This window comes from Novosphingobium sp. FG90 (assembly GCF_057808725.1).
The window spans coordinates 69,788-82,269 of the sequence record NZ_JBMDIO010000008.1 but is presented as its reverse complement, the minus strand read 5'-3'; the positions used below and the strand labels follow the sequence as shown (position 1 = coordinate 82,269).

The window sequence follows — 12,482 nt, the reverse complement described above, 5'->3', positions numbered from 1 at the left end:
AGGGTTCCCGGCCCGCCAGGTGTTCGATCAGAGCGTCAGCTGGCCAGCGGCAGCGGACGCAGAATGGCATCGGGGCCGGTGATCCGGTCGCGCTGGCCACCCTGACGGCGGCGGCTGATCCATTCGGACAGCGTCTCTGCCGTGGTGTGGTCCATCGCCTTGACGCGGCCCAGGTCGAGGTGGACCGGACGGTTGGCAGGCTGCTTCTCCAGGACCGCGTTCAGGCGGGTAAGCCCGACGAAAGTGGCTGCGCCGTTCAGCTCGACGCGGGTCGCCTCACCCTCGTCATGCTCGGCAACCTTGAGTCGCAGATGCTTGTAGTGCGGCAGCAATTCGACGACCGAAAGCGCCAGGCCGACCAAAACGCCGGTCAACAGGTCGGTGGTCACCACGAGGACGAAGGTGGCCGCCCAGATCGCGGCGGGCAACGGCCCATGCGCCTTGAACAGGTGCGTGACGTGCTTGAGGCTGACGAGCTTCCAGCCGGTCACGACGAGCACACCGCCGAGCGCAGCCATCGGCACCTCGCGCAGCAGCCAGGGCAGCAGGGCGACGAAGCCGAGTATCCACACGCCGTGGAAGATCGTCGACAGACGAGTCCTGGCCCCTGCCTGCACGTTTGCCGAGGAGCGCACGATAACACCGGTCATCGGCAGCGCGCCGAACACGCCGCACAGGAAATTGCCGATGCCCTGCGCCCTCAGTTCCTTGTCGTAGTTGGTGCGCACGCCGTCATGCATGCGATCGACGGCGGCAGCCGAAAGCAGTGTCTCGGCGCTGGCGATGAAAGCGATAGCAACTGCGGCGATGAGCAGCGCAGGCTGGCTCAAAGGTGCGAACCATGCGGCGCTGGTAGGCAGGCTGAAGGCCGAGGCGATCGAGGCCGGGACCTCGATACGGGCGACGTCGAGGCCCATGCCCCATGCGACCGCCGTGGCGGAGACCACGCCGAGCAGCGCGCCGGGAACCAGACCCATCGACTTGGGACGCAGCTTTTCCCAGGCGAGCATCACGGTGATCGTCAAGACGCCCACCAGCAGTGCCATTTCGGTCGCGGCGGCATTCGAGAAGTCGAGGCCGAAGACGCGAGCGGGCATAGCCGCGAGGTTCTGGAGACCGCTCGACAGCGGCTTGGCGTCGAACAGGATGTGGAACTGGCCGATCACGATCAGCGCGCCGATACCCGCCAGCATCCCGTGGACGACGGCCGGGCTGATCGCGCGGAACAGTCCGCCCAGCTTGAGCGCCCCGGCAATGAGCTGGAGCACGCCCGCAAGCAGCAGGACGGGACCAAGCGCCTCGAGCCCGTTCTCGCGAACGAACTCGAAGACGATGACGGCAAGGCCGGCGGCAGGACCGCTGACCTGCAGCGGGGAGCCCGCCAGCAGACCGACGACAACGCCGCCGATGATGCCGGTGACGAGCCCCTTTTCAGGCGGTACGCCCGAAGCGATGGCGATGCCCATGCACAGCGGCATGGCGACCAAGAACACCACGATCGATGCCGTGAAGTCCCGTCCGAAATGGGAGAAGAGGCCGGAGCGGCCATCTCCCATGCTGGAGGAAGCGGAGGTCATTCCGCCGCTTCTGCGTATTCGGTGGCGAAGCGGGTCCGTGCGGCCAGTGCGACGGGCAGGTCGCGGTCTTCGCGCAGCGGCACGAACTCGCCGGTGTCGCCGTTGAGGCCGAGCACCTGACCGGCGTGGATGTCGACCATCCAGCCGTGCAGCGTCATCTCACCCTTGGCGATCGCGGCAGCGACCGAGGGGTGCGTGCGCAAGTGGCTGATCTGCGCAATGATGTTCTCGAGCGTGATGGCACGGACGCGCTCCTTGCCTTCGAGGTCGGAGTGGCAGTTGCTGACGATGTTCTCGGCAGCGGCGCCATGCTTCAGCCAGGCGGCGACGTTCGGCATCGTTTCGAGGCCGGTGGGATCCGACAGCGCCTTCATGGCACCGCAGTCCGAGTGGCCGCAGACGATGATGTCACGCACGCCAAGCGCCATGACCGCATATTCGACCGTCGAGGTGACACCGCCGTTCTGCGTCGCATAGGGCGGCACGATGTTGCCCGCGTTGCGGCAGACGAACAGGTCGCCAGGCTCGGCCTGCATGATCTGCTCGGGCACGATGCGCGAATCGGCGCACGATATCATCAGTGCCTTGGGCGACTGCCCGTGCGTGGTCAGCTTGCCGAAAAGCTCGCTGGCGGCGGGGAACAGGGTCTTCTCGAAGTTGAAGACGCGACCGATGAGTTCGTTCACTGGAACACCTTTCTTTTTTCCTGGCCGTCAGTGCGCGCACTGCGGCTCACATTGAAAAGCTAGGTGTCATCGTTGTCGCTGATCATGCGCGAACGTTACGAAAGTTTGCTGCGATGCAGCGTGGCCGATGCCAACTTCACTCCGTCCCGAGTGGCAGCCGGATCGTCGCGCGCAGGCCGCCCTCCGGCCGGTTGCGCAAGTCCAGCGTGCCGTTTTCGGTGCGCACGGCCTTGCGCACGATCGGCAGGCCCAGGCCCATTCCCGCAGTATCGCGTGCCCGCGCCGTGTCGAGGCGGACGAAAGGCTGCAGTGCGTCGGTAATGCGATCGTCAGGGATGCCCGGGCCGTCATCATCGACGATGATCTCCACCCCGCCCCCGTCACGGCGCACGCTGACGCGGGCGTTGCCTCCATAATGGAGGGCGTTTTCGATCAGGTTCGACAAGGCGCGGCGAATCGCGACGGGGCGCACCTTCACTTCCAGGCTGGACACGCCGGAATAGGTCGCATTGGCGCCATGGTCGGCAGCGGTATCGACCAGCGTTTCGGCCATGACCGCGATGTCGATCCGCTCGGCCGGGATCGAGCGGCCATCACTATCGACGTAAGCCTGGATCGAATCGAGCAGCATCCGCATCTCGTCGATGTCGTGATTGAGCCCGTCACGCACTTCGGGATCGACGCTCTCGTCATCCAGCCGAAGCCGCATGCGGGCGAGCGGGGTCTTCAGGTCGTGCCCGATCGCCAGCATCGTCTGGGTGCGGTCCACCAGCGACTGGTGGATGCGCTCCTGCATCTCGTTGAGCGCGCGGATGAGTTCGCGCAGTTCGTCCGGCCCGCGTTCCGGCACCGGGCGCGGCGGGCCGGAGCCGAGATGGCGGGTCGCACCGATCAGGGTGCGCAGGGGCTTGAGCGTGGTGCGCATCAGCACCCAGGCGAGCGCGAACAGCAGCAGCGTCGGCAGAACCAGCCCGGCGATCCGGCCGAGCGTCAGCTTCCACGCCGATTTCGCATGGGTATGGAACTTGACGAGGCTGTTGTCGGAAAGCCGGATCGAACCGCCGATGTTGCCCTTGCCGGGCAGTTCCTCGAGATGAAGCTCGAGATCCGCCATCGCCAGTTCTGGCTGAAGGTCGACCACCTGTGCGCGCAGGTTCGTAAGGCCGAGGGAACCGCGACGGCGGGTGCCGGGCGCGAACCAGTGCAGCTGGAAACGGTCAGTACTGAGAACGTGGGCGATCTGATCACGCTCGTCAGTGTCGGCGTGCTCCATCGTCCGGCGCGCGAGCACGAGATTCTCGGCGATACGCTCGGCATCGTCCCGCCGCAGCATGAAGGAATCGACACGTTCGAACAGGAACGAATTGGCCACGAAGTCGATGACCACGACGACCAGCAGGACTGCGAGCAGCCGCTCGGGCAGGCCCATCCGCCTGAACAGGGCGACGAGCCTGCCGGCCATCAGGTCCGGATCACTTCCGCCTTGAACATGTAACCAACACCGCGAACGGTCACGATCGGGGATTCGGCGCCTTCGGCCTGCAGCTTGCGGCGCAGGCGGCTGACCAGCACGTCGATCGAGCGGTCGGAACTGTCGCCGATGCGCGAACGCGACAATTCCATCAGGCGCTCACGCCCCAGCACGCGCTGCGGGTAGCCGAGGAAGGTCGAGAGCAGGTCGAACTCCGCGCCGGTCAGGTCGACGATGGCGCCGCTCGGCGAGCGCAGTTCACGGCGCGCCATCGAGACTTCCCAGCCATCGAAGCGGATCGAATCGGCGGCGCGCATCTCGGGCACCGGCTCGCTTGTGGAATCGAGGCCGCCACCGCGCCGCAGGACGGCGCTGACGCGCGCGGCCAGTTCACGGGTGCTGAACGGCTTGGCGAGATAGTCGTCCGCGCCCAGTTCGAGACCGAGCACGCGGTCCTCTTCGCTGCCGCGCGCGCTGACGAAGATGATCGGCACGTCGCTTTCGCGGCGAAGGCGGCGGAAAAGGTCGAAGCCGCTGGTGCCCGGGAGCATGATGTCGAGCACGACAAGGTTTACCGTCGCCTCGCGCAGCGTCACCCACATCTCCGCGCCGGTGGCGGCGGTGAGCACATTGAAACCGCTCTGACGCAGCGCCCGCGCGGTCAGGGTGCGCAGCGCACCGTCGTCTTCGACCAGTAGGATCGTGGGAGGGGTTGTCATCGTCTCGTGCGGAAGTCTGTAGCGGGGGGCGACCGTCATCGTGTTGGTTGTCTCTGCTGTCTATAGGCAACCGGCGCGGTCACGCAAACCGCGCCGGTCATAAAATGTCCCTGCCGCCCGTTCCGCGCGGGAAATCCGCGCATAAGGTCCGGAAGGAAGGTCGAGGCGGCGGGCGCGTCAGTCCTTGGTCACGGCCGTGTCGGCAACGGCCAGAACCAGGCGTTCTGCCTGCTCGGCCTGGACGATGGCGTGGCGGCAGGCACGACCCTTCGACGGGTCGGGATGGCAGACGGTGGGAGCCGAAGCCTTGCCCTGCCCGCGCGCCACGACGGCGGGGTGGCCCTTCGAGGCAGCGACGCTCTCACCGGCATAGGCAAGCGGCGCCGAAGCGGGGACGGAAAGCGAGACAAGGGCAAGAAGGGCGGCGGAAATCATCGGGTTTCTCCAATCTGGCAATGCAATGACGCCAGATTGGGGGGCTTGCATGTCACATTTCGTGCAGAGCCGTGACGAAACATTTCTGAGGCAGCCGCTCCTGCGGCCTTCAGGCGCCACACATACAATTGCGTACAATCGTGAATGGATTCTGCCAGATCCGCTTCGACCCGGTTCAGGAGCCTTCGCTTATACCAAAGCTCACACGGGGACAACGGCTTCCTTGATCCGCCACCCCGAACAAGGAGTTGAAGCCATGACCATTTTCAAGAAGGCCGCTCTTGCTGTGGGCCTTGCCGCGACTGCCCTTGCCACCACGACGCCGGCGATGGCGCGCGACTGGCACCGGGGCAACGACAACACCGCCGCCGTCGCTGTCGGCGCGGGCATCCTGGGGCTCGCTGTGGGCGCCATCGCCGCCTCGTCCAGCCGCGACAACGACCGCTATTACGACGCCCGCTACGACGATCGCTATTACGGTTCGAGCTGGTCCTATCGCGACGGCTATTACTGGGACCGCGACGGCCGCCGCTTCTCACGCGGAGAATACGAGCGCTACAGCCGCGATCATCGCGACGACCAGCGCCGTGGCTACTACGGCGACCGGGGCGACTGGCGCCGCGGCTACTGATCGACCCGCCTTCTACCAGTGAAGCCGGGTAACGACTTTTCGGTCCTTCCCCGACTTTGCGAGATGCCCGGCCCCTCCTCCTCGGCCGGGCGTCTTTGCGTGCGGGACGGCCACCGTTCACCGCACGCCTGATACGTTTCGCGACAAGTTCAGTCACGGTTCAGTCCGTCCGGCGCATGACCTCACCAACGTGCCCACCGCAACCGCCGTTACCCGGTTGGCCCGGAAAGGGAGACGCAAAGTCATGAATACCAAGTTGAAGTCCTTCGGGAAAAGGCTCGCGCTCGGGGCGGCACTCGCCGCATCCGTGCTGGTGAGCACATCGCCTGCGCAGGCACGCGACCGCTATTATGGCCGGGGTGACGATACCGCCGCCATCGCCATCGGCGCGGGCGTGATCGGCCTTGCCCTGGGCGCGGCGCTCGCCGATCGCGACGACGGGCGGTACTACGACCGCGGTTACTGGGGCTCGCGCCGCTATGTGACCGTGCGCGACCGGCCCGGCTACTATTACTACTACGCCGGCAACCCCAACCGCTATTACCGCGACCGCTATTACGACCGGTACTATTCGCCCTGGTATCGCGAGCGTTGGCGCGACGGCGGCAATCGCTGGGATCGCGGTCGCGACTGGCGCCGGGATCGGTACTACGATCGCCGGGACCGCTATGATCGCCGGGACCGTCGCGATCGCTGGGACCGCCGGGACGGCCGCTGGGATCGTCGCGACGACCGCCGCTGGCGCGACCGCCGCTGACCGGTAAACCCGATGCGTCCCCCGGGCGGCGGACGGCCGTATGCGGTCTCCGTCGCCCGCGACGCATCCCGGCCTGAAATCCATCGGGGAGCGCCCGATCATCCGCCCTCGCCAAGTGCTGTCAGGGCGGCTATGGGGCGCTCCATCATGGACACCGCTGACCTGCGCATCGCCCTGTTCTCGGGCAACTACAACTACGTCCGCGACGGAGCCAACCAGGCGCTCAATCGTCTCGTCGGCTACCTCCTGCGACAGGGCGCGCAAGTGCGCGTCTACGCGCCTACCGTGGCAGAGCCCGCCTTCGAGCCTACCGGCGACCTCGTCAGTGTACGCTCTTTCGCGATTCCCGGACGTCCGGAATACCGCTTTCCGTTCTCGATCTCTGGCAAGGCTCGCCGCGACCTTGCGAAGTTCGCCCCCAACGTCGTGCATGTCTCCTCGCCCGACCCGGTCGGCCATGAGGCGGTGACATGGGCGCGCAACCGGCAGTTGCCGGTGCTGGCTTCGGTCCACACCCGCTTTGAAACGTACTTGCGCTACTACAACATGGCCTGGGGCGAGCCGGTGGTCGAGGCGATCCTGCGCCGCTTCTACCGCCGCTGCGACGCCCTCGTCGCGCCTTCGGAAAGCATGGCGCAGCTCCTGCGCGAACAGCGCATGAACTACGACGTCTCGATCTGGTCGCGCGGCGTAGACCACGAGATTTTCAATCCCGGTCGCCGCGACCTTGAATGGCGTCGCAGCCACGGCATCGCCGACCATGAAGTCGCCATCGGCTTCCTCGGTCGCCTGGTCATGGAAAAGGGGCTCGACGTCTTTTCGGACACGCTCGACGAGCTGCGCCGAAAGGGCATCGCTCACAAGGTGCTGGTCATCGGCCAAGGCCCTGCACGCGAGTGGTTCGAGGAACGCCTTCCCGGCGGCTCCTTCGTCGGTTTCCAGGGAGGAGCCGATCTCGGCCGCGCGGTCGCTTCGATGGACGTGCTGTTCAACCCTTCGGTGACCGAGACCTTCGGCAACGTCACGCTCGAGGCCATGGCCTGCGGACTGCCCGTCGTCGCGGCCGCCGCCACCGGCAGCCAGAGCCTCGTCGACGACCGCGTCTCGGGCCGCCTGATCCCGCCCGGCGCGGTGCATCAGTTCGCAGAGGCGCTGAAGAGCTACATCGAGCAGCCCGAACTGCGACGCGCCCATGGCGAAGCCGGCGTCGCGCGGGCGAGCGAGTTCAGCTGGGACCGCATCAATCAGGCCGTGGCCGATACGTATGTGCGCCTGATCCGCCAGAAGGCGCGCGCTTGACGTCTTAACAACAAGGCGCGGCGGTTGCAGCTCCGCCGCGCCTTGCTTCTCCCCTTCCCTCGGCTCTGCGCGAAGGCCCAGCCGACCCTCGCGCGCGTTCTCCCTGCGTTTTTCTCTTTTTATCCCGTCATGCGATCCGGCGCTGCAGACGCACCAACGCGCGATCTATCTCGGCCCGGGCGTCATCGCCGATCTCGCCACTGACCACCCGGTAGACGATCCGCCCATGGTCCAGCGAATAAGCCACCGTCGCCATGCCGTCGTTGAAACTGGCAAGGTAGAGCGCGGGCTTGCGCTGGATCAGGGCGAGATCGTCCGCTCGGGGAACCAGACTGTCGCGCATGTAATAGGCACCGGTCATCGCATCCGCCTCTACGGACACTTCGGCAGCGTGGCCGGTTCCGGGCGCCGCGCTGATGACCACTATCGCAGACAGGACGGACCCCGCCTGCAACGCTGTCAGGAATCGCTTCATGACAACCATGCTCTTTTGGCATCCTCTCATAGTGCGGCGCCGTCGTCGCGGACCGTCGTTCGATAGACCAAGGCCTATCATGCGCGCGAACCGCGACAAAGCGAACAATCCTCAATAAGCTTAGGATTTCTGCGCTTTTTGCAGTGCGCAACGATAGGTGTACCGCTTGGTATTACACCCGTGATCCCTTTGCGGCGTAATCTGGCGGCACACCGCCGTCAGCATAATCCGCCAGTGCGAACACCCCTTCCCCGATGCATCGCCCCGGCGTAGGATCCTGCTGCAATGCGCCAGACTTTCAACGCGCATTGCGGATCGTCACGCGACAGCCTCTCGGAACCTGCAGAACCTATCCGCGTTGCAGCCTGCGCCACTTCGGCCGCCAGCAGCACCATCACATCAGGGGAACCTCACATGACCACCAATACCGCTTCCGCCCGTTATGTCGGTCTCGGCAAGGACGGCAAGGGCTCCATCACGACGCGCTCGGGCGTCCTGTCCGACCAGCCCTACGGATTCGGCACCCGCTTCGAGGGCCAGCCCGGCACCAACCCCGAGGAACTGATCGCTGCAGCCCACGCCGCCTGCTTCACCATGGCGACCAGCTTCGCGCTGGCCCGCGCCGGCCACGCCGAAGGCACCCTCGACACACAATGCACGGTGACGCTCGACAAGGATGGCGACGGCTTCTCCGTGACCAAGTCGGCGCTGACCCTCACCGCATCGATCCCCGGCATTACCCCCGAGGACTTCGCCAGCATCGCCGACGAAGCCAAGGCCGGCTGCCCGATCTCGAAGCTGCTGAACTGCGAGATCACCCTGGAAAAGTCGCTCGGCGACTGATTACTCCCTGATTAGCCTTTGCCGCCATTGCGCGGGCTGCGGTCCGTCCAACCGCAGCCCTGCCGCGTCTGCTCGCCGATCCGTAGGGTTACGGTGAAGGGATAGCGGGTGTCCGACATGCCATCGCTGCAGGCCGATGGCGTGACGGCCAGCGTCGCCGGGCCGCCTGACAGTTCCCCACTGAACGAAACACCGCCTCGCCCTGCGAAGCGGTGCACCGGCACCGTCTCGCCCTTGGCGTTTTCCGGCGTGGTGTAGGTCATGCTCGAAGCCTTGGCTTCTCCTCCCCAGAACGGCTCGGTGCCGAGAAAGTGCAAGGTTTCGGTGGCGGCGATACCGCCCCACGGCTTGTGGTCGGCCGGATCGCCCGGCATGCCCTCAGAGGCAGGATGACATGCTGCAACTGCGAGAAATGCCAGCGGCGCGCTGCACCGACGTGATAGGGTGATCGTCATGAATTGCACGCTACGCCTCGATCATCCCACAGGCAAATGACCCTCGACCGATTCGGGCAAGCAGCAGCACGATTCGGCTGATTCGCTGGCCGAATGGCAAATATTTTGCGGTCATGCCTGTTTTTTTCCTGACAACAGATCAAGCCATTTGCTTAAAAATCAGGCACATTTTCCAATAGTTGCATAACTTGCAACACTGGGTTCGGGTATTGAAATTGCACTCCCGTTCAACATCCGCTTTTGCTGCAGCGCACAAGATAAATGTCGCCCGAGGCGATCCAGCCTCATCAGAATCTAAGGATTTTGCCATGTTCAAGACTGTTCTCGCCTCTGCCGCCGTTGCTCTTCTCGCCGTTCCCGCCGTCGCCCAGGCCGACGACAGCCGCGAATTCTCGCACGAGGGCGTCAACTACAACTACACCACTGCCCAGAAGGGCAAGGTGACCGTGATCGACGGCGCCACCTCGGCCGGCGTTCCTTTCCGCCTCTACGTCAAGGGCGGCCGCGTGACCGGCACCTACAACAGCCGTTATGTCTCGTTCACCACCGCCGAAGCCGCCAAGCTGCACCTCGGCGAGTAATCGAGCCACCGATCGGGCATACTGATCGCGCGCTCGCGCTTCCCCCGGGCACTCCTCCTCTCCCAACGCCCGGGCAGCCGCTGAGCGCCGAACCAGGCGCCGTCCCCCACAAGCGCGGGACGGCGCCTTTTTCTTTGCGTTCAGCAGACCGACAGCTGCGACGGGATAACGCATCGCCATGCAAGACAGCCGTGGCCCGAACCGATGAGTGGAGCCAAGTTCGCCCTGTTGCTGGTTGTCGGCGGCATGGCCGGTGCGGCCTTCGCGGCGCTGACTACCGGCGCGCTGCCAAACTTCTCGAAGCCTGAATCGTATCGTTCGGCCACTCTGGGCGACAATCCGCCCGCACGGCGCTCCTGGCTGGACGAGGGCCTGTCCGCCCTCAATTCTCCAGCCTGGCCTTTCGGTCGCGGGTCCGATGATGGCGGGCCGCCGACGCCGGCCGATCCTCCTCAGGACTATGCGCCCTATGGTTACGGCCCGCCCGACGACTATGACGACGGCGCCTGGGAACGCCGCCAGTACGGCAATCACGCGCCGTATCGGGACGAAGACCAGCAAGCCATCGGAGACACCTTGCCTGCCCCCCTCGCCACGCCGACTCCGCCCCGTGCGGACGCCGCCGCCGATGCCGCAGCGCGCGCCGCCGATGCGGCCCGGGACGTCATGTCGGCCGAGAACGCACCTTGATGTTGCTGATCTGAATCCGCTGCGAGCGGAGTTCGTGCCTCAGTCGTTGGCCGAGAGGCGGCGCAGATTCCTGCGCACGGCGCGGCGGTAGTGGTTTACCGTGCGACGGCACACGGTCTCCGGATCGTGCCCGAACTGCCCGGTAGCCAGCGCCATGCCGACTTCCCAGCCCGCCCAGACCTTCTCGGTGACCATGCGGACCATCTCGTCGCCCGCCTGAGGATCGCCCCAGCCGATGCGGGCGGTGCGCAGCGCGATCACCGATCCGGCCTCGACCCAGAGCTTGCCGGTATCACGCAGCAGAGCTTCTCCGGCGACATCCTGCTTCATCGACACGTCCTTATGCCCCCGCCCGCACGCAACGATTGCGCGCGGTCCGGAGAGCCGGCTGCCAGGCATCGAACATCCTCGGGAATTGCCCGGAGCGCTCGACCGGCGCGCCGGGTTGCGGGCGGCTCCTTAATCGAACTCACCCGCCGTAGGAAACGATTTCATGCCACGCTTCACACCCCTGTCATGAAAGCGTCACGAAAATCTCTGCCTCGATAACCCATTCGCCGGACACCTCCCGCCACTTCGCGGCGTAAGTGCCCGAGGCCAGCGGGGCATCCGCGTCCACTTCCGCACCGTGCCAGCGTCCATGTTCCATTGCTATCGATTCGACCAGCGAGACGGTGACGCTCTCGGGCGTGCGCACGTAGACCAGTCGCGCGGCATGGCCGAACTCGCGGCGCCAGACCTTCACTTGCGCCATGCGGCCCGCGATCACCGCGCTGTCCGTGCCGGTAACCATCACGCAGTCACGTGCCAGCAGCGGCCCGATCACCGCCGCATCACCGTCCGCGATGGCCCGATTGAAGGCGGCTCGGCGGGCGCGGATGGCCAGTTCGCTCAAGGTCGCACCGGAGCAGAGGCACCTTCACCCACGACCGTAGCCCAGCGCCGCACGCTCCAGCGTTCGACCAGGCCCTCGGTCACGTAGGGATCGGCTGCTGCGAACGCCTGGGCAACCTCAGGCCCCTCGCCCGCAAACAGCAGCATCGCCGTGTCGAGCGGGTCCTCGACCGCGCCGCCCAGCAGCAACTCGCCGCGATTGACGGCATCCCACGCCAGTCCGAGATGTTCGGCGCGGAATTCTCCCCGGCGCTGAAGATAGTCGGGGGCGACGTGATAGATCAGCAGATAATGGTTCATCGTTCGACCATGCCCAGCATCACGCCTCCCGAAAAGCCCTCAGGCACAGCCTTCCACATAGGCCAGCACAGGCATCTCGCCGACATGGATGAAGCTGACCTTGCCGTTCGCCCCGATCTCGAAGCGCAGAGCCGACTCTCCGGGCCGGGCATTGGGCGCCGTTAGATACTTTGCCGGAGCAGCCTCGTACTTGTGCGGTTCCTCACGGAAGCCGGCGAACCACTTCTTCACGTCGGCCTCTGTGGCACCGACGCCGATGCCCTCGGCCAGCTTGACTGTGGAGTTCGCGCCCAGCGTGATCCGGCTCACCTTGCCTCCGGTAACAATGGCGTAGACGCCGGGATAGTCGGGCGAGCCCACCGTCGTGCAGCTGTCACTCTCCTGCGCCCCGCGCACGGCCCAGCTGCCGCCCTTTGGCACCGGCTGACCGATCCGGAGGTCGCCCAGCCCTTCGAGGCCGAGAACTTTCGCATTGCTGGCGGGAGGAGCCGCCGGTGGAGCTTCCGACGACGCGGCCTCACTGGCCAGAGCCTCCTCGGATGCGGAGGCGGTCACGCTCGGCTCCTCCGGCCCGGAGGAGCAGGCAGCGAGCGGCAGCAGGGCGAGAGCGGTGATCGCGACAATCCGTTTCATGCTTGTCGAAACGATGCTTGCGGGCTCTGGTTGCCT

At 65.7% G+C, this 12,482-nt stretch carries 17 protein-coding genes; 6 read left to right on the top strand and 11 right to left on the bottom strand.

The features are described 5' to 3' along the window. Nucleotides 1-35: 35 nt before the first annotated feature. From ACODRZ_RS09795 to ACODRZ_RS09775, 5 genes are all read right to left on the bottom strand, one after another. Nucleotides 36-1,577 (bottom strand): SulP family inorganic anion transporter, encoded by a 1,542-nt coding sequence (locus ACODRZ_RS09795; RefSeq protein WP_488968877.1) that lies wholly within the window; start codon nucleotides 1,575-1,577, stop codon nucleotides 36-38. Further along, nucleotides 1,574-2,263 (bottom strand): carbonic anhydrase, encoded by a 690-nt coding sequence (locus ACODRZ_RS09790; protein WP_488968876.1) that lies wholly within the window; start codon nucleotides 2,261-2,263, stop codon nucleotides 1,574-1,576. Before ACODRZ_RS09790 ends, ACODRZ_RS09795 begins: the two co-directional genes overlap by 4 nt. Before the next feature lie 136 nt (nucleotides 2,264-2,399). Then, nucleotides 2,400-3,725, bottom strand: coding sequence for an ATP-binding protein (locus ACODRZ_RS09785; protein WP_488968875.1), 1,326 nt, complete (start codon nucleotides 3,723-3,725; stop codon nucleotides 2,400-2,402). After that, nucleotides 3,725-4,453 carry a response regulator transcription factor gene (locus ACODRZ_RS09780; protein ID WP_488968874.1) on the bottom strand — a complete coding sequence of 243 codons (729 nt, stop codon included), beginning with the start codon at nucleotides 4,451-4,453 and terminating at the stop codon, nucleotides 3,725-3,727. Before ACODRZ_RS09780 ends, ACODRZ_RS09785 begins: the two co-directional genes overlap by 1 nt. Before the next feature lie 177 nt (nucleotides 4,454-4,630). Then, a complete protein-coding gene (locus tag ACODRZ_RS09775) occupies nucleotides 4,631-4,888 on the bottom strand; it encodes a hypothetical protein (RefSeq protein WP_488968873.1) in 258 nt (85 codons plus the stop codon). A 256-nt stretch (nucleotides 4,889-5,144) separates the two neighbouring features. On the opposite strand from ACODRZ_RS09775, the gene ACODRZ_RS09770 reads away from it, so the two are divergent. The 3 genes from ACODRZ_RS09770 to ACODRZ_RS09760 all read left to right on the top strand — a co-directional run bounded on the left by ACODRZ_RS09770 (nucleotide 5,145) and on the right by ACODRZ_RS09760 (nucleotide 7,575). Continuing rightward, nucleotides 5,145-5,519 (top strand): hypothetical protein, encoded by a 375-nt coding sequence (locus tag ACODRZ_RS09770; RefSeq protein ID WP_488968872.1) that lies wholly within the window; start codon nucleotides 5,145-5,147, stop codon nucleotides 5,517-5,519. Nucleotides 5,520-5,763: 244 nt separating this feature from the next. Then, nucleotides 5,764-6,276, top strand: a complete 513-nt coding sequence (locus ACODRZ_RS09765) for a hypothetical protein (protein ID WP_488968871.1) — start codon at nucleotides 5,764-5,766, stop codon at nucleotides 6,274-6,276. Between the two features lie 147 nt (nucleotides 6,277-6,423). After that, nucleotides 6,424-7,575: a glycosyltransferase family 4 protein gene (locus ACODRZ_RS09760; protein ID WP_488968870.1), complete on the top strand. Its 1,152-nt coding sequence runs from the start codon at nucleotides 6,424-6,426 to the stop codon at nucleotides 7,573-7,575. 127 nt (nucleotides 7,576-7,702) lie between these two features. Here ACODRZ_RS09760 and ACODRZ_RS09755 read toward each other — a convergent pair whose 3' ends face one another. Then, the gene (locus ACODRZ_RS09755; RefSeq protein ID WP_488968869.1) at nucleotides 7,703-8,050 is read right to left on the bottom strand and encodes a hypothetical protein; all 348 of its coding nucleotides are present in this window, start codon (nucleotides 8,048-8,050) and stop codon (nucleotides 7,703-7,705) included. A gap of 414 nt (nucleotides 8,051-8,464) precedes the next feature. Here ACODRZ_RS09755 and ACODRZ_RS09750 point away from each other — a divergent pair, with 414 nt between their 5' ends. Then, nucleotides 8,465-8,893 carry an OsmC family protein gene (locus ACODRZ_RS09750; RefSeq protein WP_008832148.1) on the top strand — a complete coding sequence of 143 codons (429 nt, stop codon included), beginning with the start codon at nucleotides 8,465-8,467 and terminating at the stop codon, nucleotides 8,891-8,893. Between the two features lie 11 nt (nucleotides 8,894-8,904). Here the strand turns inward: ACODRZ_RS09750 and ACODRZ_RS09745 are convergent, their stop codons facing one another. Beyond that, the gene (locus tag ACODRZ_RS09745; protein WP_488968868.1) at nucleotides 8,905-9,267 is read right to left on the bottom strand and encodes a COG3650 family protein; all 363 of its coding nucleotides are present in this window, start codon (nucleotides 9,265-9,267) and stop codon (nucleotides 8,905-8,907) included. 389 nt (nucleotides 9,268-9,656) lie between these two features. On the opposite strand from ACODRZ_RS09745, the gene ACODRZ_RS09740 reads away from it, so the two are divergent. Both ACODRZ_RS09740 and ACODRZ_RS09735 read left to right on the top strand, forming a co-directional pair. Beyond that, nucleotides 9,657-9,929 carry a hypothetical protein gene (locus tag ACODRZ_RS09740; protein ID WP_488968867.1) on the top strand — a complete coding sequence of 91 codons (273 nt, stop codon included), beginning with the start codon at nucleotides 9,657-9,659 and terminating at the stop codon, nucleotides 9,927-9,929. Nucleotides 9,930-10,133: 204 nt separating this feature from the next. Then, on the top strand, nucleotides 10,134-10,619 hold the full coding sequence (locus ACODRZ_RS09735) for a hypothetical protein (protein ID WP_488968866.1): 486 nt from the start codon (nucleotides 10,134-10,136) through the stop codon (nucleotides 10,617-10,619). Nucleotides 10,620-10,658: 39 nt separating this feature from the next. Here the strand turns inward: ACODRZ_RS09735 and ACODRZ_RS09730 are convergent, their stop codons facing one another. From ACODRZ_RS09730 to ACODRZ_RS09715, 4 genes are all read right to left on the bottom strand, one after another. After that, a complete protein-coding gene (locus ACODRZ_RS09730; protein WP_488968865.1) occupies nucleotides 10,659-10,949 on the bottom strand; it encodes a hypothetical protein in 291 nt (96 codons plus the stop codon). A 184-nt stretch (nucleotides 10,950-11,133) separates the two neighbouring features. Continuing rightward, nucleotides 11,134-11,514, bottom strand: coding sequence for a DUF4440 domain-containing protein (locus ACODRZ_RS09725; RefSeq protein ID WP_488968864.1), 381 nt, complete (start codon nucleotides 11,512-11,514; stop codon nucleotides 11,134-11,136). After that, nucleotides 11,511-11,813 carry a YciI-like protein gene (locus ACODRZ_RS09720; protein WP_488968863.1) on the bottom strand — a complete coding sequence of 101 codons (303 nt, stop codon included), beginning with the start codon at nucleotides 11,811-11,813 and terminating at the stop codon, nucleotides 11,511-11,513. Before ACODRZ_RS09720 ends, ACODRZ_RS09725 begins: the two co-directional genes overlap by 4 nt. Nucleotides 11,814-11,852: 39 nt before the next feature. Beyond that, complete coding sequence (locus ACODRZ_RS09715; protein WP_488968862.1) at nucleotides 11,853-12,446, bottom strand: hypothetical protein; 594 nt, start codon at nucleotides 12,444-12,446, stop codon at nucleotides 11,853-11,855. Nucleotides 12,447-12,482: the final 36 nt, after the last annotated feature.